Below are 19620 nucleotides of genomic sequence, written 5' to 3' on the forward strand. Positions count from 1 at the left end.
AGTCCATCCAGAACAAACAAACCAGCCGCCTGAGCCGTTTCGCCAATCAACGCAGATCAAGCCCGCTCGCCACCGGTATTTGGCAGGCTTAGAATGGTTGCCTGTTTCCTGATCAGGCCTATTCGCCATGCTTCCTGAATGCCAGTTGTTCGGCACCCTGGGTTGCCATCTTTGTGAGATTGCCGAAGTCGAAATCATGCCGCTCGTCGAACACGGGTTGCTGGTGGAACTGGTGGATATCACCGACCCCGATGACCTTACAGACGCCTACAGCCTGCGGATTCCGGTGCTTCGCCGGGTGGATACCGGGGCCGAGCTGGACTGGCCATTCGACACAGCACAGGTGGTTGCCTTCCTGTCCTAGGCGTTCTCCGATGGCGAGTTTTCAAATATTACGTTACTGTATGTTTGTACAGCGATTGAATAGAGGGAACGCCCGTGGTGAATGTTGAACAATTGAAAAGCAGCGTCAATCGCATGTCCGCCGACGTCGTGCGCGACGCGGTGAACGAGCTGCGCCTCGACGGCCTGGTCACGGAAGGCAAGACGCCGTTTAACAAAGTGCATTTCAATACCTGCTTTGCCGAAATCGAAGCGTTGTTCCAGCGCGCCGGTTATCACAAACAGTTGGATGTAGTGGGTTACCAAGGGTTGTTGTACGCGCTTTACGATCCCGGTCGCTGGGAAGCGGTGGACGTGCTGCGTTGGCTCAAGGAGTTCACCGAAGCGGCCAGCGCTTCGCCGATCCTGCGCGCGCAATTGGCCAAGGCCTGAGATCCGCCCTAGGCTCCATCGCGCTCCATGCGGGATAATGCCCGCCTGATTTTCCAGGCTTCGAGCATTGTCATGTCATCTTCCGGTTTTTCCGCGTCGCAACACCAAGCCAGCACGTTGTATTTGCCACCTGGCCCGTGGGCGACGGTGCTGGAGTGTCTGTGTGAGCATTTCCCTGCGATTGGCCGTGAACGCTGGCTGGACCGCATCGCCCGTGGTCGTGTACTCGACATCAACGGCACGCCGATCCAAATGGATTTGGCCTACAAGGAAGGCCTGTGCATTTACTACTTCCGTGAAGTGCCGAATGAGAAAGTCATTCCGGTTGAGGAAACCATCCTGTATGCCGACGAGCACCTGGTGGTCGCCGACAAACCGCATTTTCTCCCGGTGACCCCGGCGGGCGAGTACGTTGAACAGACCCTGTTGCGCCGCCTGATCCGGCGCCTGGATAACCCTGCTCTGGTGCCCTTGCACCGCATCGACCGGCACACCGCAGGGCTGGTGCTGTTTTCGGCCAACCCGCACAGCCGTTCAGCCTATCAACAGCTGTTTCCAACACGGCGCATCGACAAATTCTACGAAGCCATCGCTCCCGCGTTGCCTGATTTGACCTTCCCCATGGTTCACAAAAGCCGTCTGGTGGAGGGTGAACCGTTCTTTCGCATGCAGGAAGGCCCCGGCGTCAGCAACACCGAGACGGCGGTAGAAGTCCGTGAGAAAAACGCCGACCTGTGGCGTTACGGCCTGTTCCCCGTGACCGGCAAGAAGCACCAGTTGCGCGTACACATGACCGCGCTGGGGGCGAGTATCTGCAATGACCCGTTCTACCCCGACGTTATCAAGGACGCCGAGGACGACTACGCCAACCCGCTCAAACTGCTGGCCCAGGGCGTGCGGTTTATCGACCCGGTCACCGGTGAGCAACGCGATTTCCGCAGCCTGATCACCCTCGACTGGTAACTGCGGAAACGACAAGGCCCGCGCGAGGCGGGCCTTGTGGGTCCAGCGTTAAGACTTACAGGTCTTTAACGGTGCGAACCTGATCCTTGTTGATGCGAGTCTGCTTGCCGTCAAGTTGTTCGAACTCGTAGAAGCCCGAGGCCTTATCGAATTTAGGGGTGTCGACGGCCTGGATTTCGCGACCGTCATTCAGGGTGATCACTGTAGGCGAGGCGCAACCGGCGAGAGTAGCGAGGCCCAGTGCAAGCATGAGAGCGGCGATGGTCCGTTGAGTCATGAGTGTGTCTCCGAGAGAATGCTTTTAAATTGCTGACTTTGTGACGCGCGGCGCGTCGACAAAGTTCCTTGTGCGAGGTTCATTCTGACACGCCGCAGGCTGCGTGCAACAGTTCAGGTGTATTCAGGTTGGCCAGGCGCGGGTCATTGGCCGGGCACTCCAGGCCCACGCCGCCCAGTTGCAGCAGAATCTTGCGCGGGCTGCGTTCACCGGCGTCCCAGGCCCGTTCGACCTCAGTTTTAAGGTGGGTTGGGATAATGCAAATCAAGGGTTCCCAGAATTCGCCCTGGCGCACCATCACCGGCACCTGCGGCGTGCGGCGTGCAGTTTCACGCAGATCGGCAAGCAGCGCCGCGTCGATGTTTGGCACATCGCAGGGCAGTATCAGCAGTTGCGCATGGCGCGCGGCGGCGAGCCCGGCGCGGATGCCTGCCAGCGGGCCGGGAAAGTCCGGGCTGTCGTCGCTCACCAACTGGTCGGCGTAGGGCGCATACAGGTCGTGGTTGCGATTGCACGAGATGATCAGGTCATCCGTCAGCGCCCGGGTCAGGCGTTGCAGGTGGGCAATCAACGGCTGGCCGTGCCACGCCAGCAGGCCCTTGTCCTGACCACCCATGCGTTGGCCACGGCCACCGGCCAATAGCAGAATCGAACAGGGCAGGGGCGAAGAATCGAGAGACATGGCGGTTCCGCAGCGGCAGGTAAATAGGGCCCTGTGATATAACATCGGGCTGTTCCTTCGACAACCGGACCGAGCCATGAACGCCAAGGCTGATGCGCCCTTCGTACCCCTGAATATTGCTGTACTGACTGTCAGCGACACCCGCACCCTGGACACCGACACCTCGGGCCAGGTCTTCGTCGACCGGCTGACCGCCGCCGGCCACACCCTGGCCGAGCGCGTGCTGCTCAAGGACGACCTCTACAAAATCCGCGCGAAAGTCGCCCACTGGATCGCCGAAGACGTGGTGCAAGTGGTGCTGATCACCGGCGGCACCGGCTTCACCGGCCGCGACAGCACGCCCGAAGCGGTGAGCTGCCTGCTCGACAAACACGTCGACGGCTTTGGCGAACTGTTCCGCCAGATCTCCGTGGCCGATATCGGCACCTCTACCGTGCAATCGCGCGCCCTGGCCGGCCTGGCCAATGGCACGCTGGTGTGCTGCCTGCCGGGTTCGACCAACGCGGTGCGTACCGGCTGGGACGGCATCCTCGCCGAGCAACTGGACAACCGTCATCGTCCGTGCAACTTCGTTCCTCACTTGAAGCAGGCCCAACCCTGCGAATCCCGTGGATAAGCCCGGCAAAACCGGCGCCCTGATGCCAGTGGAAGACGCGCTGCGCCAACTGCTGGACATGGCCGAAGCCGCGCCGATTCGTGATCCGCACGTGGTGCCGCTGGCCGACTGCGACGGCCGCGTGCTCGCGCAAGACCTGATCTCTACGCTCGACTTGCCGCCCTGGCCGAACAGCGCCATGGACGGTTACGCCCTGCGCCTGGTGGACTGGAACGGCGAGCCGTTGCCCGTCAGCCAGCGCATCTTCGCCGGCCAGGCGCCGCAGCCGTTGGCCGCCGGCACCTGCGCGCGCATCTTCACCGGTGCGCCGGTGCCCGAAGGCGCCGATTGTGTAGAAATGCAGGAAAATGCCGTGGTCCACGCCGATGAGCGTGTGAGTTTCACCGAACCTTTGCAGGTGGGTCAGAACATCCGCCCGCAAGGCCAGGAAACCACCGTCGGCGAGTTGGTGTTGAGCGCCGGCACTCGCCTGGGCCCGATCGAGCTGGGCCTGGCCGCCTCACTGGGGCACGACCGCTTGAACGTGGTGCGCCGCGTGCGCGTGGCCGTGTTGTCCACCGGCGACGAGTTGATCGAGCCCGGTTTGCCGCTCGGCCCGGGGCAGATCTACAACAGCAACCGACGCGTGCTGTGCAGCTGGCTGGCGCGCATGGGCTGCGAGGTGATCGATGCCGGGATTCTGCCGGATGACCTGGAGAAAACCCGCAAACGCCTGTCGGACCTGGGCACTGTCGACCTGATTCTGTCGACCGGTGGTGTGTCGGTGGGCGAGGCTGACTTTCTCGGTATCGTCCTGCGTGAGGAGGGCGAGTTGGCCCTGTGGAAGCTGGCGATCAAACCAGGCAAACCGCTGACATTCGGGCATTTTCGCGGTGTGCCGGTGATCGGCCTGCCCGGCAACCCGGCCTCGACCCTGGTGACCTTTGCGCTGCTGGCGCGGCCTTATCTGCTGCGCCGCCAAGGCGTGCAAGATGTCGAGCCATTGCGTTTCGAAGTGCCGGTGGGTTTCATCTGGCCCAAGCCGGGCAACCGCCGCGAGTACCTGCGCGGGCGTATCGAGCAAGGCAAGGCGATCATCTACCGCAACCAGAGCTCCGGCGTGCTGCGCAGCGCGGCGTGGGCGGAAGGGTTTGTGGAGGTGCTGGAAGGGACGACGCTGGCTATTGGGGATCGGGTCAATTTCATTCCCCTGAGTGAAGTCCTGAACTGACAATAGAGAATTACTGTGGGAGCTGGCTTGCCTGCGATAGCGGTCTGCCTGTTCCAGATAAGCAAGCTGACACATCGCTATCGCCGGCAAGCCAGCTCCCACATGTGTATGCGTGAATGTCTGAGATGCTCAGTAATCATCCCCACTCTCAGTCACATCCCGCTCCACCGGCTCGGCGTTCGGGTCGTAGCCTACCGGGAACTTGCCCTTCAGCGTCCACGCAAACGCGATAATTTCTGCCACCGTGCGGTACAACTCCTCCGGAATGCTGTCGCCCAGCTCCATGCGCGCCAGCAGCTTGACCAGCTCGGCGTTCTCATAGATCGGCACTTCATTTTCCCGCGCCAGCTTCAAAATGGCTTCGGCCAATGCATCGTCGCCCTTGGCCGTCAAGGTCGGCGCTTGCTGGCCGTCATACTTGAGGGCAATCGCCTGGCGTGGTGGGGTTGGATTTTTCATGCGGTTTCATCCACCCAGCGTTGTTCCAGGCCGGTTCTTGGTCCGCGCGGTGGGGTGCCGAGGTGGCAATCCAGGTCGCCGACGTTGAGGCCCGAGGTCACCAGACGCTCGCGCAAATGGCCCAAATGGCTTTCGATCAAACTGGCGGTAAAGGGCCGGGTTGCCCACAGCTGGCTGGACAGTTTGCCCTGGGTCAGTTGCGCCTGAACCTGCAATGGCCCCAGCGGCTCCATGTCGAACGCCAACTCGACGCGCCAGAGCATCTGCTTGGGGTCTTTCTTGTCTTTGCGTTCGGGCTGGTCCTTGTCCGGCGTCGGTTCCTCGCGCTGGAACTTGACCTGCAACGGCACGATGTCCTGCAACGTGCGCATGGGGATTTCCAGTTGCCAGGTGGTTTGCAAGCGACCATCGGCGGTGGTGCCGGTTTGTTCAAGACTCGACAGCTGATGGCTCTGCAGGCGCGAAATCGCACCGGCGGCCAGGCGCAGCAGGTTTTCCAGGTCGCTTTCGCCTTCCAGGCGCTGCATCAACCGATCCGGCAGCGGAAAGCCGGCGGGTGCCTGGCGCGCGCCGATCTGGCCGAGCGTATTCAGCGGGTTACGCACAAAATTGGGCAGTACCTGAGCCAGGGTATTGGCGGCGAGGATGGCATTGAGGTTGGTGGCATTGGGCAGGGCCGGCAGCAAGTCGGCGACCAGGCGCAGCAATGCGCCTTTCATGTCCAGCGGCGGGATTTGCGGGTTTTGCCCGGCGAGTAACTTGGCCTCCAGAAACGCGCCGCTGTTCTGTACCAGCTGCGCCAACACCTTGGGATTGCTCACTTGTGCCAGGTCGGGCAACGCCGCCAGCAACCGCGCCGCCGCGGCGCGCAGGTCGGTGGACGTGCTGTCGTCGGTGGGCAGGTTTTGCAGGGCGGTGAAGACCACGTCCAGCGAGCCTTGGCGACTTTGCTGGGTGGAAAGCTGTTGAGCCACCGCCAATTGATCCTTGAGCCCGCTCAAGGGCACGAAGTTCAAGGTCTGCGCATTTTGCACCACGGCGCTGAGCAAGCTGCCCACCCGCAGTGGCTGCGGGCTTTCCAACGTCAGCGTGGTGCCGGCGAGGGCGTTGTTGAGCACCGTCACCAGCGAGCGGTAGATCGCCGGTTGCGTGGTGCCTTGCGGCAACATCTGGGTGGTCAGCACCTTGGCTTGCAACAGCGTGCCCACCGGCATTTGCGTGGTGTCGATACGGGTGAGGGCGGCCACGTTGGCGCTCAAGGCCTGCTGCAATGAGAGCGTCAGGTTGCCGGCTGGCGTCTGGCTCACCGCTACATTGCTGCCCAACGGCAGAGGCTGGGCGCTGCTGGCTTGCACCAGGGTCTGGCGGCCGCCTTCAAGGGTCAATTTGAGCAACAGCTGAAACGCATCGCCGCCTTGTTTAAGCGCGATCACCTCGGCGTTGGCGGTTTTCCCAGAGTCGATCAGTCCGGCCTGCGGCTCCAGCAGTTTGAGCAACTCGCCGGTCGGCGGCAGCGGGGCAGGTCCGGGCGCCGGGGCAGGAGGCAGCGTAGGAAGGTTGATCTCACCGGTCATCGTGCGCATCGTCTCTGGGGAAATTGCCCTCTTTAGAGTAGGGCATCACATGTATAATGCCGCCCGTCTGCAAAGAGAGCGGTAAAAACCTCACAACTATTTGATCCAGCTCTCTAAAATCGGTCGCCAAAGCCGTTATTGTGCATCTCTCTATAACGGCCGCTGCACCGCCGACTTGAACCGTAAAGGCCCGCGATCTCTTGACCAGCCCTCTTCTTGAAGCCGTAGCGCTCGCCTGTGAACGCGACCTGCGGATGCTGTTCGAACACCTCGAACTGCGTCTGACGGGCGGCGACATGGTGCAAATCAGCGGCCCCAACGGCAGCGGCAAGACCAGTTTGCTGCGCCTGCTGGCCGGTTTGATGCAGCCGACGGCAGGGGGCGTGCGTCTCAACGGCAAGCCGCTCAACGAACAACGCTCTGAGTTGGCCCGCAACCTTGTCTGGATCGGCCACGCCGCCGGCATCAAGGACGTGCTCACTCCGGAAGAGAACCTCAGCTGGCTCAGCGCCCTGCATCACCCGGCCTCCCGTGATGCCATTTGGCAAGCCCTGGCGGCCGTCGGCCTCAAAGGCTTTGAAGATGTTCCCTGCCATACCCTGTCCGCCGGCCAGCAGCGCCGCGTAGCGCTGGCGCGTTTGTACCTGCCGGGCCCGCCGCTGTGGATTCTCGACGAACCGTTCACCGCCCTCGACAAACAAGGCGTCGCCCAGCTCGAAGAACACCTGGCCCGGCACTGCGAGCAGGGCGGTTCAGTGGTGCTCACCACGCACCACACGCTGACGCGCATGCCCGCCGGTTACCGTGATCTGGATTTGGGCCGGTGGTCGGTATGAGTGTGTTCGCGCTGCTGGTCGCCCGTGAAGCACGGCTGTTGTGCCGTCGCCCGGCTGAATTGGCCAATCCGCTGGTGTTCTTTGCCATCGTCATCGCCTTATTCCCGTTGGCGGTCGGTCCCGAGACTAAACTGTTGCAAACCTTGTCCCCAGGATTGGTGTGGGTCGCTGCGCTTTTATCGGTGCTGCTCTCGCTGGACGGGCTGTTTCGCAGCGATTTCGAAGACGGTTCCCTCGAACAGTGGGTCCTTTCGTCGCACCCGCTGCCACTTCTGGTTCTGGCCAAGGTACTGGCACACTGGGCTTTTTCCGGCTTGGCGCTAGTCTTGCTCTCACCGTTGCTGGCGATGATGCTGGGCTTGCCCGTCGAATGCCTGCCGGTATTGTTGCTGTCCTTGTTGCTCGGTACGCCGGTGCTCAGCCTGTTGGGGGCGGTGGGCGCAGCGTTGACCGTCGGTTTGAAGCGGGGTGGCCTGTTGCTGGCCCTGCTGATTCTGCCTTTGTATATCCCGGTGTTGATCCTGGGCAGCGGCGCCTTGCAGGCCGCGCTCATGGGCATGCCGGCGACCGGTTACCTCCTGTGGCTTGGCAGCCTGACCGCCCTGGCGGTAACCCTGACACCCTTTGCTATAGCGGCTGGCCTGAAGATCAGCGTCGGCGAATAATGAGGTCTGGTTAAGCGTTATTAACCAGTAAAGACCCTGAGTTTCTCGCCAAGACGAGAAACCACCGTGATGGAAACAGCAATGAACTGGACCTGGTTTCACAAGCTCGGCTCGCCCAAAGGGTTTTACGGCATCAGCGCCAAGCTGCTGCCGTGGTTGAGCGTCGCCGCCGTGTTGCTGATCGGCATAGGCCTGGTCTGGGGCCTGGCCTTCGCACCGCCGGACTACCAGCAAGGCAACAGCTTTCGCATCATCTATATCCACGTGCCTGCCGCGATGCTGGCGCAGTCCTGCTACGTGATGCTGGCCGTGTGCGGCGTGGTCGGGCTGGTGTGGAAGATGAAGCTGGCCGACGTCGCCCTGCAATGCGCGGCGCCCATCGGCGCGTGGATGACCGCCGTGGCGCTGGTCACTGGCGCCATCTGGGGCAAGCCGACCTGGGGTTCATGGTGGGTGTGGGACGCGCGCCTGACTTCGATGCTGATCCTGCTGTTTCTGTACTTCGGCCTGATCGCCCTGGGCAATGCCATCAGCAACCGCGACAGCGCCGCGAAGGCCTGCGCGGTGCTGGCGATTGTCGGCGTGATCAACATCCCGATCATCAAATACTCGGTGGAGTGGTGGAACACCCTGCACCAGGGCGCCACCTTCACCCTGACCGAAAAACCGGCGATGCCCGTGGAAATGTGGGCGCCGCTGCTGCTGATGGTGCTGGGGTTCTACTGCTTCTTCGGCGCCGTGCTGCTGATGCGCATGCGTCTGGAAGTGCTCAAGCGTGAGGCCCGCACCAGCTGGGTCAAGGCCGAAGTGCAAAACAGCCTGGGAGCGCGGGGATGAGTTTCAACTCTTTCAGTGATTTTCTCGCCATGGGCCACCACGGCCTGTATGTCTGGACGGCCTATGGCATCTGCCTGGCAGTGCTGGCCCTCAACGTCGCCGCGCCGATCCTGGCCCGCAAGCGTTATCTGCAACAAGAGGCGCGTCGTTTGCGCCGGGAGACCGATAAGTGAATCCGCTGCGTAGAAAGCGTCTGTTGATCATCCTGGCCATCCTGGTCGGTGTGAGTGTTGCCGTGGGCCTGGCGATGAGCGCCCTGCGGGAGAACATCAACCTGTTCTACACCCCGACCCAGATCGCCAACGGCGAAGCGCCGGTAGACACGCGTATTCGCGCGGGCGGCATGGTGGAGAAGGGCTCGCTGAAACGTTCCGGTGATTCCCTCGACGTCACCTTCGTGGTCACCGACTTCAACAAGGCCGTGACCATCACCTATCGCGGCATCCTCCCGGACCTGTTCCGCGAAGGCCAGGGCATCGTCGCCCTCGGCAAGCTCAATGCCGACGGCGTGGTGGTGGCCGATGAAGTGCTGGCCAAGCACGATGAGAAATACATGCCGCCGGAAGTCACCAAGGCCCTGAAAGACAGCGGCCAACCCGCTCCAACCCCAGCAAAGGAGGGCTAAGTTGATGACGTCCGCACTGTTTATTCCCGAGCTGGGCCAGTTGGCGATGATCCTCGCCCTGTGCTTTGCCATCGTGCAGGCCGTGGTGCCGTTGCTTGGCGCCTGGCGCGGCGACCGCCTGTGGATGAGCCTGGCCCAGCCGGCCGCCTGGGGCCAGTTTGCCTTTCTGTTGTTCGCGTTTGGTTGCCTGACCTATGCCTTCATGACTGACGACTTTTCTGTCGCCTATGTCGCCAACAACTCCAACAGCGCGCTGCCCTGGTACTACAAATTCAGCGCCGTGTGGGGCGCCCACGAAGGCTCGTTGCTGTTGTGGGCCTTGATTCTCGGCGGCTGGACCTTCGCCGTGTCGGTGTTCTCGCGCCAACTGCCGCAAGTCATGCTGGCGCGGGTGCTGGCGGTGATGGGCATGATCAGCATTGGTTTTCTGCTGTTCCTGATCATGACCTCCAACCCATTCAGCCGCATCCTGCCGCAGATCCCGGTGGACGGGCATGACCTCAACCCATTGCTGCAAGATATCGGCCTGATCGTGCACCCGCCGATGCTCTACATGGGTTACGTGGGTTTCTCGGTGGCCTTTGCCTTCGCCATCGCTGCCTTGCTCGGCGGGCGTCTGGATGCCGCCTGGGCGCGCTGGTCGCGGCCGTGGACCATCGTCGCCTGGGCCTTTCTCGGTATCGGCATCACTTTGGGCTCGTGGTGGGCCTATTACGAACTTGGCTGGGGCGGCTGGTGGTTCTGGGACCCGGTCGAAAACGCCTCGTTCATGCCGTGGCTGGTGGGCACCGCGCTGATTCACTCGTTGGCGGTCACCGAAAAACGCGGCGTGTTCAAAAGCTGGACCGTGTTGCTGGCCATCGCCGCGTTTTCCCTCAGTTTGCTTGGCACGTTCCTTGTGCGTTCGGGCGTGCTGACGTCGGTGCATGCGTTTGCGTCCGACCCGGCGCGCGGCGTGTTCATCCTGATCTTCCTGCTGTTTGTGGTGGGCGGCTCGCTCACCCTGTTTGCGTTGCGCGCGCCGGTGGTCAAGAGCCAGGTCGGCTTCAACCTGTGGTCGCGTGAAACGCTGTTGCTGGGCAATAACCTGGTGCTGGTGGTGGCCGCGTCGATGATCCTGCTCGGTACCTTGTACCCGCTGGTGCTGGACGCGCTGAGCGGCGCCAAGCTGTCGGTTGGCCCGCCGTACTTCAACGCGTTGTTTATCCCGCTGATGGGCCTGCTGATGGTGGTGATGGCAGTCGGCGTATTGGTGCGCTGGAAAGACACCCCGGTGAAATGGCTGGCTGGCATGCTGATGCCGGTGCTGCTGGGCAGTGTGGTCTTGGCGGTGATCGCAGGCTTTGCCTATGGCGACTTCAACTGGGCGGTGCTCGCGACTTTCCTGCTCGCCGCTTGGGTATTGCTGGCCGGCGTGCGCGATATTGTCGACAAAACCCGCCATAAAGGCCTGATCAAAGGCTTGCCGACATTGACCCGCAGCTATTGGGGCATGCAGGTCGCGCACCTCGGCATCGCCGTGTGCGCCCTCGGCGTGGTGCTCTCCAGCCAGAACAGCGCCGAGCGCGACCTGCGCCTGGCACCCGGCGAGTCCATGGACCTGGCCGGTTACCACTTCATCTTCGAAGGCGCCAAGCACTTTGAAGGCCCGAACTTCACGTCGGACAAAGGCACTATTCGTGTGGTGCGCAACGGCAAGGAAGTGGCCGTGCTGCACCCGGAAAAACGCCTGTACACCGTGCAAAGCTCGATGATGACCGAAGCCGGCATCGACGCCGGTTTCACCCGCGACCTTTATGTGGCGCTGGGCGAGCCGCTGGGCGACGGCGCCTGGGCGGTGCGCGTGCACGTCAAACCGTTTGTGCGCTGGATCTGGTTCGGTGGGTTGCTCACCGGCGTGGGTGGCTTGCTGGCCGCGTTGGACCGGCGTTATCGCGTCAAAGTAAAAAGCCGGGTGCGCGAAGCCCTCGGCCTGCAAGGAGCGCCGGCATGAAGCGTTGGTTGATGGTGTTACCGCTGGCGGCCTTTCTGGTGGTGGCGGTGTTTCTTTATCGCGGGTTGTACCTGGACCCGGCCGAGCTGCCTTCGGCGATGATCGGCAAGCCATTTCCGGCGTTCAGCCTGAAGACCGTGCAGGGCGACAAGACCCTGACCCAGGCCGACCTGCTGGGCAAGCCGGCGCTGGTCAACGTGTGGGCGACCTGGTGCATCTCGTGCCGCGTCGAGCACCCGGTGTTGAACAAACTCGCCGAGAAGGGCGTGGTGATCTACGGCATCAACTACAAGGACGACAATGCGGCGGCCCTGAAGTGGCTGGCGGAGTTCCACAACCCGTACCTGATGGATATCCGCGATGAAGACGGCAACCTCGGTTTGAACCTCGGCGTGTACGGCGCTCCGGAAACCTTCTTTATCGACGCCAAAGGCGTGATTCGTGACAAGTACGTCGGCGTGATCGATGAAGTGGTCTGGCGCGAGCAACTGGCCGCCAAGTACCAGGCGCTGGTCGATGAGGCCAAGCCATGAAGCGTTTGTTAGCCGCTGCCGTGTTGGCGCTTGGGTTGGTCGGCGTCGCGCATGCGGCCATCGACACCTACGAATTCGCCAAGGACGGTGACCGTGAGCGTTTTCGCGAACTGACCAAGGAACTGCGCTGCCCCAAGTGCCAGAACCAGGACATCGCCGACTCCAACGCGCCCATCGCCGCCGACCTGCGCAAAGAGATTTTCCGCATGCTGGGGGAGGGCAAGGACAACCAGCAGATCATTGACTTCATGGTCGAGCGCTACGGTGATTTCGTGCGTTACAAACCGGCCCTTACCGGCAAGACCGCGCTGCTCTGGTTCGGCCCCGCCGGGCTGCTGCTGGCCGGTGTGGTCGTCATGGCCGTGATCGTCCGCCGCCGCCGCGCCGCGCCTACCGATGGCTCCGACGCGTTATCCCCCGAAGAGCGCAAACGCCTCGACCAATTGCTGGACACCAAGACTGATGATTGATTTTTGGCTCGCAGCAGGGTTGCTGCTCCTGATTGCCCTGAGTTTCCTGTTGATCCCTGTATTGCGCGGCCGTCGCGCCCAGCGTGAAGAGGACCGCACCGCGCTGAACGTAGCGCTTTACCAGGAACGCGTCGCCGAGTTGCAAGTGCAGCAGGACGAAGGCGTGCTGAATGCCGCGCAACTCGACACCGGCCGCGCCGAAGCGGCCCGTGAGCTGCTGGCCGATACCGAGGGCGCGGGAACGCCTCGCGAATCGCGCCTGGGCAAACCGTTGCCGTTTTTGGCGGCGTTTCTGGTGCCGGTCCTGGGCGTTGCGCTGTACCTGCATTACGGGGCGAGTGACAAGGTTGAACTCACCCGCGAATTCTCCCAGCCGCCGGTGTCGATGCAAGACATGACCCAGCGCCTGGAACGCGCCGCCGCTGCCCAGCCGGATTCGCCGGAAGGGTTGTACTTCCTCGGTCGCGCCTATATGGCCCAGGACCGTTCCGCCGATGCGGCCAAAGTCTTCGAGCGCACCGTGGCTTTGGCCGGTCGCCAGCCGGAACTGCTCGGTCAGTGGGCGCAGGCGCAGTATTTTGCCGACAACAAACAGTGGTCGCCCAAGGTGCAGGCGCTGACCGATGAAGCCTTGAAGCTGGACCCCAAGGAAGTCACCAGCCTTGGCCTGTTGGGTATTGCCGCCTTTGAAGGCCAGCGTTATCAGGACGCCATCGACTATTGGAACCGCCTGTTGGCGCAGCTGCCACCGGAAGACAATTCCAGGGTCGCGTTGCAAGGTGGTATCGACCGAGCGGCGGAAAAGCTCAGGGAGAGCGGCGGTACTGTCGCTCAAGCGCCCAAGGCTGTTCTTAAAGTGCGCGTGGATTTGTCCGCCGAGGTGAAGGCCAAAGCCCTGCCCACCGACAGCGTGTTCATCTTCGCCCGTGCCGTCTCCGGCCCGCCTGCACCGCTGGCGGCCAAGCGCGTGACCGTCGCCGAACTGCCTGTCACCGTCGAACTGGGCGATGCGGACGCGATGATGCCGCAGTTGAAACTGTCGAACTTCCCCGAAGTCCAACTGGTTGCGCGCATATCCCGGGCCGGTCAACCGACCGCTGGCGAGTGGATCGGCCGCAGCCAACCCTTGGCCAGCACTGCCACTGCGCTGCAGCAGCTGACCATCGACAGTCCGGACAAGTAAATCGAGGAAAACGCCTATGACCGCCTTTGCACGCATCACCCTGCTCAGCCTGATACTCGGCCTGAGCGCTTGTGCGGTCCACCGGCCACCTCCGGCACCCACCGGCCCGACCATCCCGCCGTCGGGCCCTTCGACACAGCCGAGCACCCAACCATCCGGCCCGGTGACCCCGCCGCCGAAACCGCTGCCAAGCAAATCGCCGACCTTCGCCCCACCACCGGGCGCCGCCAGCCACTGGGACGGCAAGATGCAGGTGTACGTGCTGGAAGAACAGCCCGACACCTTCTACCGCCAGCGCACCTACTACCGCTGGAGCAACGGCTGGAGCCGCTCCATCAGCCCGAACGGGCCGTGGGAAGAGACCGATGTGCACGGCGTACCGCCGGGGTTGAGCAAGCAATACGCGCAATGAAAAAAGGCGACCTTCGGGTCGCCTTTTTCATACCCGTGGAATGCATTCTTGCATCCACTGGAGGCCAAATGTGGGAGCGGGCTTGCTCGCGAAGGCGCAGTGTCAGCCAGCCTATCAATCACTGCCCCACCGCCTTCGCGAGCAAGCCCGCTCCCACAGTTTTGAGCTCTATCTGATCTGAATGTTAGGCCTGTTTCGCCATCGTGCGAGAAATCCCCTGATGTACAACACTCAGTGTGGGAGCTGGCTTGCCTGCGATAGCCGTGTGTCAGCCATAAATCCGTCAGCGGACCCACCGCCTTCGCGAGCAAGCCCGCTCCCACAGTTTTGAGCTCTATCTGATCTGAATGTTAGGCCTGTTTCGCCATCGTGCGAGAAATCCCCTGATGTACACCACACCCAGTGTGGGAGCGGGCTTGCCTGCGATAGCCGTGTGTCAGCCATAAATCCGCCAGCGGACCCACCGCCATCGCAGGCAAGCCAGCTCCCACAGGGGACCACCGCGCTATCAAGCGGCGGGACACTCCCGATCCAGCGCCTGATCTACTGACAGCTGAGCAATCTCAATCATCTGCACCACCGCCAGCACCTGCTTGCAGCCTGTGCCCTCCAAATGCTCGGCACAGTCGTGCGCACACACCGTTGCCGATTCCAGCATCTCGCTGGCAGTGGTCAGGGCAACTTCGGTGCTGAGGCCGGGCGGACAGTGAAGATGAGGTCGGGTGGAGTATGTGGGGTGGTAGACCGGCCATAGAAACCCGGCAGGCCGAGCCTCCCGTGCAGAGCCGCCACAAAGCAGGTTGCAAAGGGTGAGCCATACGCAGGTTGGTCGACCGGGGAATGGGAGACCCGGCAGGGCTTGGCCCTCCTGCGTACGGCTCGGTCCACATAATGCAGAGCGGTTAAATGACTGAGCGTAGGGAAAGTCTCGTTCAGCTGTCGTTATACCGATCGTTCCCACGCAGAGCGTGGGAACGATCGGTCGACACTGAATACCTTAAGGCAAGCTGTGTCCGCGATCATCATTCCATGCAGATTTTGGGCGTGATGCGCAATGCCCCCGTCTTGACCATGTCGCTGTTCGGCGCGGGCTCTTCAGTCGCCGTGAATATCAAAGGGTAAGGCTCGCTCTTGGCCAGCGCGGCATTCACCCGTGCCATGAACGTCTCTTCACTTTTGGCGTAGAAAATCCACTGCACCTGCTGGTCAGCCGTCACTGTGCACACAAACTTCGCAAGCCCTTGCGCCTCCACGGCCGGCACGACCTGCTGGCGCATTTGGCCCATCCTGTAGACGTCGCCCGGTAAGGGCACGGGGAAAGGTGAGTCGTATTGCCAGGTGATCCTGACCTTGTAAGGCAGCGCCTGTTTTTCAGCGACCGAGATCGAGCGTTCGCCCTGGTAGCTCAGGACCTTGGGCGTTTCCGGGAAGTCGGCTTGCTGATAACCGTCCGGGCCCGCATCAGCCAAAGGTTGGCGACCGGGCGTCGTGTCGAGCACGGCGAGGACGTCCTTGAGCATTTTCGCTTTTTGCGCTTGCCGGTCGGCCACGCAACGCTCGAATGCCGCACTTGCTGCAGACCCTTTATCCAAGCACTGATCGCGTACAGCCACCGGCGGTGGTTGAGGGGCAGGGGTGGCGCAACCCGCGAGGAGCAGGCTGGCGAGCGTCAGCCCACACAGTCGGTGATAGGCCAGAGGACGTGTTTGGTCAGTGAACATCCGTGTTTTTCCTTTAACGCTGCGGGAGTGCCATCAAGTAGTGGCTAGTTGATAGCGCGGAGTGTGCCAGACGTCTTCGCCGCAGACCACTGGATACCCACCTCCAACCTTTCACAAAACCTTCATCAAACCGCCGCCCGCCAGTCATGTGCAAGTAATAGCACTGACACCTGGCGCGCCTACTGTCGTTTGAACTCAACCGCAGCCATCCCCTGGCTGTTCAAACCAGACAGAGATGCCCATGACTCACGCTATCCATGTCGATCACTTGAACAAGACCTTTGCGAAGAAATCCGCACTGGTCGACCTCGAACTCACCATTGCTGCCGGTGAGATGGTCGCGCTGATTGGCGCTTCCGGGTCCGGCAAGTCCACGTTGCTGCGCCACTTGGCAGGCCTGGCCTGTTGCGACAAAAGCAACGGCGGCAGCGTCAAGGTGCTGGGCCGGGAGGTGCAGGCCAGTGGACGGTTGAATGGCAAGGTGCGGCGGCTGCGTGCAGACATCGGCTACATCTTCCAGCAGTTCAACCTGGTCAATCGCCTGAGCGTGCTCGACAACGTGCTGCTCGGTTGCCTGGGCCGCATGCCGCGCTGGCGCGGCAACCTGGGTTTGTTCAATGCCGAGGAAAAGGCCTTTGCCCTCGAATCCCTCGCCCGTGTTGGCCTGGCCGATCTGGCCGCGCAACGTGCGTCGACCTTGTCCGGTGGCCAGCAACAGCGCGTGGCGATTGCCAGGGCGTTGACCCAACGCGCCGAAGTGATCCTCGCCGATGAACCTATCGCGTCGCTGGACCCGGAGTCGGCGCGCAAGGTCATGGAGATCCTCGCCGACATCAACCGCCGCGACGGCAAGACCGTGGTGGTGACCCTGCATCAAGTCGATTACGCCATGCGTTATTGCCCGCGGGCTGTGGCCCTCAAAGGCGGACGGATTCATTTTGACGGGCAGGGCAGCGCCATGAGCAGCCAGTTCCTCAACGATTTGTACGGTGCCGACGTCGACACCAGCCTGATGTTTTCCGACCAGACCCGCCACACCGACGTTACCCCTCGGCTGGCCCTGGCGCGCGCTTGAAACCCTACTCACGACCCACAGGAATTCCTTCCATGTTGAACCGTATCGGCCACGTGTTTCTGTCTGCGGTGTTGCTGGCCGGCGTCGCACTGGGCAGCGCCCAGGCCGCCGACAAAACCATCAACTTCGGCATCATGTCCACCGAGTCCTCGCAGAACCTCAAGAGCATCTGGCAACCGTTTCTGGATGACATGCACAAGAAGACCGGCCTGACCATCAACGCCACGTTCGCCTCCGACTATGCCGGCCTGATCCAGGGCATGCGCTTCAACAAAGTCGACGTGGCGTGGCTCGGCAACAAGGCGGCGATGGAAGCGGTGGACCGCTCCAACGGCGAGATCTTCGCCCAGACCGCCGCCGCCAACGGCGCCGCCGGTTACTGGAGCGTGCTGATCGTGCGCAAGGACAGCCCGATCAACAATGTTGACGACATGCTCAAGAACGCCAAGAACCTGACCTTCGGCAACGGCGACCCGAACTCCACCTCGGGCTACCTGGTGCCGGGCTACTACGTGTTTGCCAAGAACAATGTGGATGCCGCCACCGCGTTCAAACGCACGCTGAACTCCAGTCATGAAGTCAACGCACTCAGCGTGGCCAAAGGGCAGTTGGACGTTGCCACCTTCAACACCGAAAGCTGGGACCGCCTTGAAGTCACCCAGCCGGACAAGGCCGCCATGCTCAAGGTGATCTGGAAATCGCCACTGATCCCGGCTGACCCGATGGTGTGGAGCAAGGCGCTGAGCGACAGCGAGAAGACCAAGATCCGCGATTTCTTCGCCCACTACGGCGACACCGATGAAGAGAAGGCCGTGCTGAAGAACATGCAGCTGGGCAAGTTCCTGCCGTCGAGCGATGACCAGCTGTTGCCGATCCGCCAGCTTGAGCTGTTCAAGCAGCGCACCACCATCAGCGCTGACGACCACCTCGAAGCCGCTGACAAGGCCAAGAAGCTGGCGGACATCGACGCCGACCTGGCCAAGCTGCAACAGCGCATCAGCGAGCTGGACAAGAAGACTGCAGCCAACGGCTAACCCCCTGTAGGAACCGGGCTCTATGTGGGAGCGGGCTTGCTCGCGAATACGGTGTGTCATTCAACGCATCCGGCGACTGATTCACCGCCTTCGCGAGCAAGCCCGCTCCCACTTCAAGCCCGGTTCCAACCCTACACCGAGAGTGACCCATGACAACTCTGCACGCTGAAGCTGTAGGCAAACGCACTTGGCCGCAATACCTCGGCTGGGGCCTGTTCCTGGTCCTGCTGGCCTGGGCCTGGCACGGCGCGGAGATGAACCCGCTGGCGCTGTACCGCGACTCTGGAAACATGGCGACCTTCGCCGCCGACTTCTTTCCGCCCGACTTCCACGAATGGCGCTCCTACCTCAAAGAGATGATCGTCACCGTGCAAATCGCCCTCTGGGGCACGGTGCTGGCGATTGTGTGCTCGGTGCCGCTGGGCATCCTGTGCGCTGACAACATCACCCCCTGGTGGGTGCACCAACCGCTGCGCCGGGTGATGGATGCGTTCCGCTCCATCAATGAAATGGTGTTCGCCATGTTGTTCGTGGTCGCCGTCGGCCTCGGTCCTTTCGCGGGCGTTCTGGCCCTGTGGATCAGCACCACCGGCGTGCTCGCCAAGCTGTTTGCCGAAGCCGTCGAAGCCATTGACCCAGGCCCGGTCGAAGGCGTGCGAGCCACCGGCGCGAGCGCCTTGCAGGAAGTGATCTACGGCGTGATCCCGCAAGTGATGCCGCTGTGGGTGAGCTACGCGCTGTATCGCTTCGAAGCCAATGTGCGTTCGGCCACGGTGGTTGGCATGGTCGGCGCCGGCGGCATCGGCGTGATCCTCTGGGAAAACATCCGCGCCTTCCAGTTCGTCCAGACCTGCGCGGTGCTGCTGGTGATCATCGTTGTCGTGAGCTGTATCGACGTGCTGTCCCAACGCCTGCGCAAGCAGTTCATCTGACGCCAGAGGGGTGCCCGCGCGGCGCTTTTTTTAAGCATGCAGTTGTCTAGACAAGATGAGCCGGTGTACCGCGAACTCGCGGACATCCTGCGCCGTGAACTGAGCAGCTACCAGGCCGGCGACTTCCTGCCCGGCGAGGTGCACATGGCCGAGCGTTTTGGCGTCAACCGCCATACCTTGCGCCGTGCCATCGACGAACTGGTGTTCGAAGGCAGCCTGTTGCGCCGCCAGGGCAAGGGCACTCAGGTGCTGGACCGCCCGCTGATTTACCCGATGGGCGCCGAGACGTCCTACAGCCAATCGCTGTCGGCTCAGGGCATGGGCGTGCAGGCGGTGCTGCTCAAGCGCCGCTACTGCTACGCCAGCCGAGACGAAGCGCTGCAGTTGGGCATCGCCGAAATGGCGCCGATGATCGAACTGCAAACCCTGCGCAAGCTCGACCACCAGCCCGTCAGCCTGATCCGCCATCGCTACTGCGCCAGCCGCGCGCCGCTGCTGGCCGATTACACCGGCGGCTCGTTGCGCCAGTACTTGCGCGAGCGGGACTTGCCACTGACCCGCACGCAAAGCCTGATCGGCGCGCGTTTGCCCAACCGTGACGAAGCCGCGCTGCTGATGATGCCCCGGCACTTGCCGGCCCTCACCGTATTCACCCTTTCCCGCGATCGCGATGGCCGCCCGGTGGAGCTGGCGCAGTCCACCAGCCGTTCGGATCGCTTCCAGTACCAAGTGGTGACCTGATGGAGACC

The 19620-nt window shown here is 62.2% G+C and carries 25 protein-coding genes; 19 read left to right on the forward strand and 6 right to left on the reverse strand.

Annotated elements, in window-relative coordinates:
- Positions 1-127: 127 nt before the first annotated feature.
- The 3 genes from C4J83_RS09050 to C4J83_RS09060 all read left to right on the forward strand — a co-directional run bounded on the left by C4J83_RS09050 (position 128) and on the right by C4J83_RS09060 (position 1737).
- On the forward strand, positions 128-364 hold the full coding sequence (locus tag C4J83_RS09050) for a glutaredoxin family protein (protein ID WP_106576797.1): 237 nt from the start codon (positions 128-130) through the stop codon (positions 362-364).
- A gap of 74 nt (positions 365-438) precedes the next feature.
- A complete protein-coding gene (locus tag C4J83_RS09055; protein WP_017529348.1) occupies positions 439-774 on the forward strand; it encodes a hypothetical protein in 336 nt (111 codons plus the stop codon).
- 72 nt (positions 775-846) lie between these two features.
- A complete protein-coding gene (locus C4J83_RS09060) occupies positions 847-1737 on the forward strand; it encodes a pseudouridine synthase (protein WP_124416828.1) in 891 nt (296 codons plus the stop codon).
- A 55-nt stretch (positions 1738-1792) separates the two neighbouring features.
- On the opposite strand, the gene C4J83_RS09065 is transcribed toward C4J83_RS09060, so the two are convergent.
- Both C4J83_RS09065 and mobA read right to left on the reverse strand, forming a co-directional pair.
- Complete coding sequence (locus C4J83_RS09065) at positions 1793-2014, reverse strand: YgdI/YgdR family lipoprotein (protein ID WP_065901933.1); 222 nt, start codon at positions 2012-2014, stop codon at positions 1793-1795.
- A gap of 79 nt (positions 2015-2093) precedes the next feature.
- Positions 2094-2696: a molybdenum cofactor guanylyltransferase MobA gene (mobA, locus tag C4J83_RS09070; protein ID WP_124416829.1), complete on the reverse strand. Its 603-nt coding sequence runs from the start codon at positions 2694-2696 to the stop codon at positions 2094-2096.
- 76 nt (positions 2697-2772) lie between these two features.
- Between mobA and moaB the strand changes: the two genes are divergently transcribed.
- On the forward strand, positions 2773-3312 hold the full coding sequence (moaB, locus tag C4J83_RS09075; RefSeq protein WP_119739504.1) for a molybdenum cofactor biosynthesis protein B: 540 nt from the start codon (positions 2773-2775) through the stop codon (positions 3310-3312).
- Positions 3313-3334: 22 nt separating this feature from the next.
- Entirely contained in the window at positions 3335-4522 is a 1188-nt protein-coding gene (locus C4J83_RS09080; RefSeq protein ID WP_124418844.1) for a molybdopterin molybdotransferase MoeA, read from the forward strand.
- 129 nt (positions 4523-4651) lie between these two features.
- On the opposite strand, the gene C4J83_RS09085 is transcribed toward C4J83_RS09080, so the two are convergent.
- Positions 4652-4981: an EscU/YscU/HrcU family type III secretion system export apparatus switch protein gene (locus C4J83_RS09085; protein WP_124416830.1), complete on the reverse strand. Its 330-nt coding sequence runs from the start codon at positions 4979-4981 to the stop codon at positions 4652-4654.
- Positions 4978-6555 (reverse strand): flagellar hook-length control protein FliK, encoded by a 1578-nt coding sequence (gene fliK / locus C4J83_RS09090; protein WP_124416831.1) that lies wholly within the window; start codon positions 6553-6555, stop codon positions 4978-4980. Before fliK ends, C4J83_RS09085 begins: the two co-directional genes overlap by 4 nt.
- 254 nt (positions 6556-6809) lie before the next feature.
- Here fliK and ccmA point away from each other — a divergent pair, with 254 nt between their 5' ends.
- From ccmA to C4J83_RS09140, 10 genes are all read left to right on the forward strand, one after another.
- The gene (gene ccmA / locus C4J83_RS09095; protein ID WP_256660689.1) at positions 6810-7391 is read left to right on the forward strand and encodes a cytochrome c biogenesis heme-transporting ATPase CcmA; all 582 of its coding nucleotides are present in this window, start codon (positions 6810-6812) and stop codon (positions 7389-7391) included.
- Positions 7388-8056 carry a heme exporter protein CcmB gene (gene ccmB / locus C4J83_RS09100; protein ID WP_003189951.1) on the forward strand — a complete coding sequence of 223 codons (669 nt, stop codon included), beginning with the start codon at positions 7388-7390 and terminating at the stop codon, positions 8054-8056. The genes ccmA and ccmB overlap by 4 nt, the downstream gene beginning before the upstream one ends.
- Positions 8057-8137: 81 nt before the next feature.
- Complete coding sequence (locus C4J83_RS09105) at positions 8138-8893, forward strand: heme ABC transporter permease (RefSeq protein WP_124416833.1); 756 nt, start codon at positions 8138-8140, stop codon at positions 8891-8893.
- A complete protein-coding gene (gene ccmD, locus C4J83_RS09110) occupies positions 8890-9066 on the forward strand; it encodes a heme exporter protein CcmD (protein WP_106576792.1) in 177 nt (58 codons plus the stop codon). Before C4J83_RS09105 ends, ccmD begins: the two co-directional genes overlap by 4 nt.
- Entirely contained in the window at positions 9063-9518 is a 456-nt protein-coding gene (ccmE, locus tag C4J83_RS09115) for a cytochrome c maturation protein CcmE (protein ID WP_106576791.1), read from the forward strand. The genes ccmD and ccmE overlap by 4 nt, the downstream gene beginning before the upstream one ends.
- A gap of 4 nt (positions 9519-9522) precedes the next feature.
- Positions 9523-11511: a heme lyase CcmF/NrfE family subunit gene (locus C4J83_RS09120; protein WP_124416834.1), complete on the forward strand. Its 1989-nt coding sequence runs from the start codon at positions 9523-9525 to the stop codon at positions 11509-11511.
- The gene (locus C4J83_RS09125; protein WP_119739509.1) at positions 11508-12044 is read left to right on the forward strand and encodes a DsbE family thiol:disulfide interchange protein; all 537 of its coding nucleotides are present in this window, start codon (positions 11508-11510) and stop codon (positions 12042-12044) included. The genes C4J83_RS09120 and C4J83_RS09125 overlap by 4 nt, the downstream gene beginning before the upstream one ends.
- Positions 12041-12514, forward strand: coding sequence for a cytochrome c-type biogenesis protein (locus tag C4J83_RS09130; RefSeq protein ID WP_124416835.1), 474 nt, complete (start codon positions 12041-12043; stop codon positions 12512-12514). The genes C4J83_RS09125 and C4J83_RS09130 overlap by 4 nt, the downstream gene beginning before the upstream one ends.
- Positions 12507-13697 carry a c-type cytochrome biogenesis protein CcmI gene (ccmI, locus tag C4J83_RS09135; RefSeq protein ID WP_124416836.1) on the forward strand — a complete coding sequence of 397 codons (1191 nt, stop codon included), beginning with the start codon at positions 12507-12509 and terminating at the stop codon, positions 13695-13697. Before C4J83_RS09130 ends, ccmI begins: the two co-directional genes overlap by 8 nt.
- A gap of 16 nt (positions 13698-13713) precedes the next feature.
- Entirely contained in the window at positions 13714-14109 is a 396-nt protein-coding gene (locus tag C4J83_RS09140; protein WP_119739513.1) for a hypothetical protein, read from the forward strand.
- A 508-nt stretch (positions 14110-14617) separates the two neighbouring features.
- On the opposite strand, the gene C4J83_RS31045 is transcribed toward C4J83_RS09140, so the two are convergent.
- Positions 14618-14767: a DUF6124 family protein gene (locus C4J83_RS31045; protein ID WP_372239293.1), complete on the reverse strand. Its 150-nt coding sequence runs from the start codon at positions 14765-14767 to the stop codon at positions 14618-14620.
- Between the two features lie 364 nt (positions 14768-15131).
- Complete coding sequence (locus C4J83_RS09150; RefSeq protein ID WP_256660652.1) at positions 15132-15830, reverse strand: DUF695 domain-containing protein; 699 nt, start codon at positions 15828-15830, stop codon at positions 15132-15134.
- A 241-nt stretch (positions 15831-16071) separates the two neighbouring features.
- Between C4J83_RS09150 and phnC the strand changes: the two genes are divergently transcribed.
- The 4 genes from phnC to phnF all read left to right on the forward strand — a co-directional run bounded on the left by phnC (position 16072) and on the right by phnF (position 19612).
- On the forward strand, positions 16072-16905 hold the full coding sequence (gene phnC, locus C4J83_RS09155) for a phosphonate ABC transporter ATP-binding protein (protein WP_119739515.1): 834 nt from the start codon (positions 16072-16074) through the stop codon (positions 16903-16905).
- A gap of 32 nt (positions 16906-16937) precedes the next feature.
- A complete protein-coding gene (gene phnD, locus C4J83_RS09160) occupies positions 16938-17939 on the forward strand; it encodes a phosphonate ABC transporter substrate-binding protein (RefSeq protein ID WP_124416837.1) in 1002 nt (333 codons plus the stop codon).
- Positions 17940-18088: 149 nt separating this feature from the next.
- Positions 18089-18871, forward strand: coding sequence for a phosphonate ABC transporter, permease protein PhnE (gene phnE / locus C4J83_RS09165; protein WP_017136208.1), 783 nt, complete (start codon positions 18089-18091; stop codon positions 18869-18871).
- Between the two features lie 36 nt (positions 18872-18907).
- Positions 18908-19612 (forward strand): phosphonate metabolism transcriptional regulator PhnF, encoded by a 705-nt coding sequence (phnF, locus tag C4J83_RS09170; protein ID WP_164487918.1) that lies wholly within the window; start codon positions 18908-18910, stop codon positions 19610-19612.
- Positions 19613-19620: the final 8 nt, after the last annotated feature.

Source organism: Pseudomonas sp. LBUM920 (genome assembly GCF_003852315.1).
Lineage (GTDB): Bacteria > Pseudomonadota > Gammaproteobacteria > Pseudomonadales > Pseudomonadaceae > Aquipseudomonas.

What these genes read in the sequence shown, in the direction of transcription:
- moaB (WP_119739504.1), top strand. Translation starts at nt 2,773, where the DNA reads ATGAACGCCAAGGCTGATGCGCCCTTCGTACCCCTGAATATTGCTGTA.
- fliK (WP_124416831.1), bottom strand. Translation starts at nt 6,555, where the DNA reads ATGACCGGTGAGATCAACCTTCCTACGCTGCCTCCTGCCCCGGCGCCC.
- C4J83_RS09085 (WP_124416830.1), bottom strand. Translation starts at nt 4,981, where the DNA reads ATGAAAAATCCAACCCCACCACGCCAGGCGATTGCCCTCAAGTATGAC.
- C4J83_RS09080 (WP_124418844.1), top strand. Translation starts at nt 3,335, where the DNA reads ATGCCAGTGGAAGACGCGCTGCGCCAACTGCTGGACATGGCCGAAGCC.
- mobA (WP_124416829.1), bottom strand. Translation starts at nt 2,696, where the DNA reads ATGTCTCTCGATTCTTCGCCCCTGCCCTGTTCGATTCTGCTATTGGCC.
- C4J83_RS09065 (WP_065901933.1), bottom strand. Translation starts at nt 2,014, where the DNA reads ATGACTCAACGGACCATCGCCGCTCTCATGCTTGCACTGGGCCTCGCT.
- C4J83_RS09050 (WP_106576797.1), top strand. Translation starts at nt 128, where the DNA reads ATGCTTCCTGAATGCCAGTTGTTCGGCACCCTGGGTTGCCATCTTTGT.
- phnC (WP_119739515.1), top strand. Translation starts at nt 16,072, where the DNA reads ATGACTCACGCTATCCATGTCGATCACTTGAACAAGACCTTTGCGAAG.
- C4J83_RS09120 (WP_124416834.1), top strand. Translation starts at nt 9,523, where the DNA reads ATGACGTCCGCACTGTTTATTCCCGAGCTGGGCCAGTTGGCGATGATC.
- C4J83_RS09140 (WP_119739513.1), top strand. Translation starts at nt 13,714, where the DNA reads ATGACCGCCTTTGCACGCATCACCCTGCTCAGCCTGATACTCGGCCTG.
- C4J83_RS09125 (WP_119739509.1), top strand. Translation starts at nt 11,508, where the DNA reads ATGAAGCGTTGGTTGATGGTGTTACCGCTGGCGGCCTTTCTGGTGGTG.
- ccmI (WP_124416836.1), top strand. Translation starts at nt 12,507, where the DNA reads ATGATTGATTTTTGGCTCGCAGCAGGGTTGCTGCTCCTGATTGCCCTG.
- C4J83_RS09130 (WP_124416835.1), top strand. Translation starts at nt 12,041, where the DNA reads ATGAAGCGTTTGTTAGCCGCTGCCGTGTTGGCGCTTGGGTTGGTCGGC.
- ccmB (WP_003189951.1), top strand. Translation starts at nt 7,388, where the DNA reads ATGAGTGTGTTCGCGCTGCTGGTCGCCCGTGAAGCACGGCTGTTGTGC.
- phnD (WP_124416837.1), top strand. Translation starts at nt 16,938, where the DNA reads ATGTTGAACCGTATCGGCCACGTGTTTCTGTCTGCGGTGTTGCTGGCC.
- ccmA (WP_256660689.1), top strand. Translation starts at nt 6,810, where the DNA reads ATGCTGTTCGAACACCTCGAACTGCGTCTGACGGGCGGCGACATGGTG.
- phnE (WP_017136208.1), top strand. Translation starts at nt 18,089, where the DNA reads ATGACAACTCTGCACGCTGAAGCTGTAGGCAAACGCACTTGGCCGCAA.
- C4J83_RS09150 (WP_256660652.1), bottom strand. Translation starts at nt 15,830, where the DNA reads ATGTTCACTGACCAAACACGTCCTCTGGCCTATCACCGACTGTGTGGG.
- C4J83_RS09105 (WP_124416833.1), top strand. Translation starts at nt 8,138, where the DNA reads ATGAACTGGACCTGGTTTCACAAGCTCGGCTCGCCCAAAGGGTTTTAC.
- phnF (WP_164487918.1), top strand. Translation starts at nt 18,908, where the DNA reads ATGCAGTTGTCTAGACAAGATGAGCCGGTGTACCGCGAACTCGCGGAC.
- C4J83_RS31045 (WP_372239293.1), bottom strand. Translation starts at nt 14,767, where the DNA reads ATGCTGGAATCGGCAACGGTGTGTGCGCACGACTGTGCCGAGCATTTG.
- C4J83_RS09060 (WP_124416828.1), top strand. Translation starts at nt 847, where the DNA reads ATGTCATCTTCCGGTTTTTCCGCGTCGCAACACCAAGCCAGCACGTTG.
- ccmD (WP_106576792.1), top strand. Translation starts at nt 8,890, where the DNA reads ATGAGTTTCAACTCTTTCAGTGATTTTCTCGCCATGGGCCACCACGGC.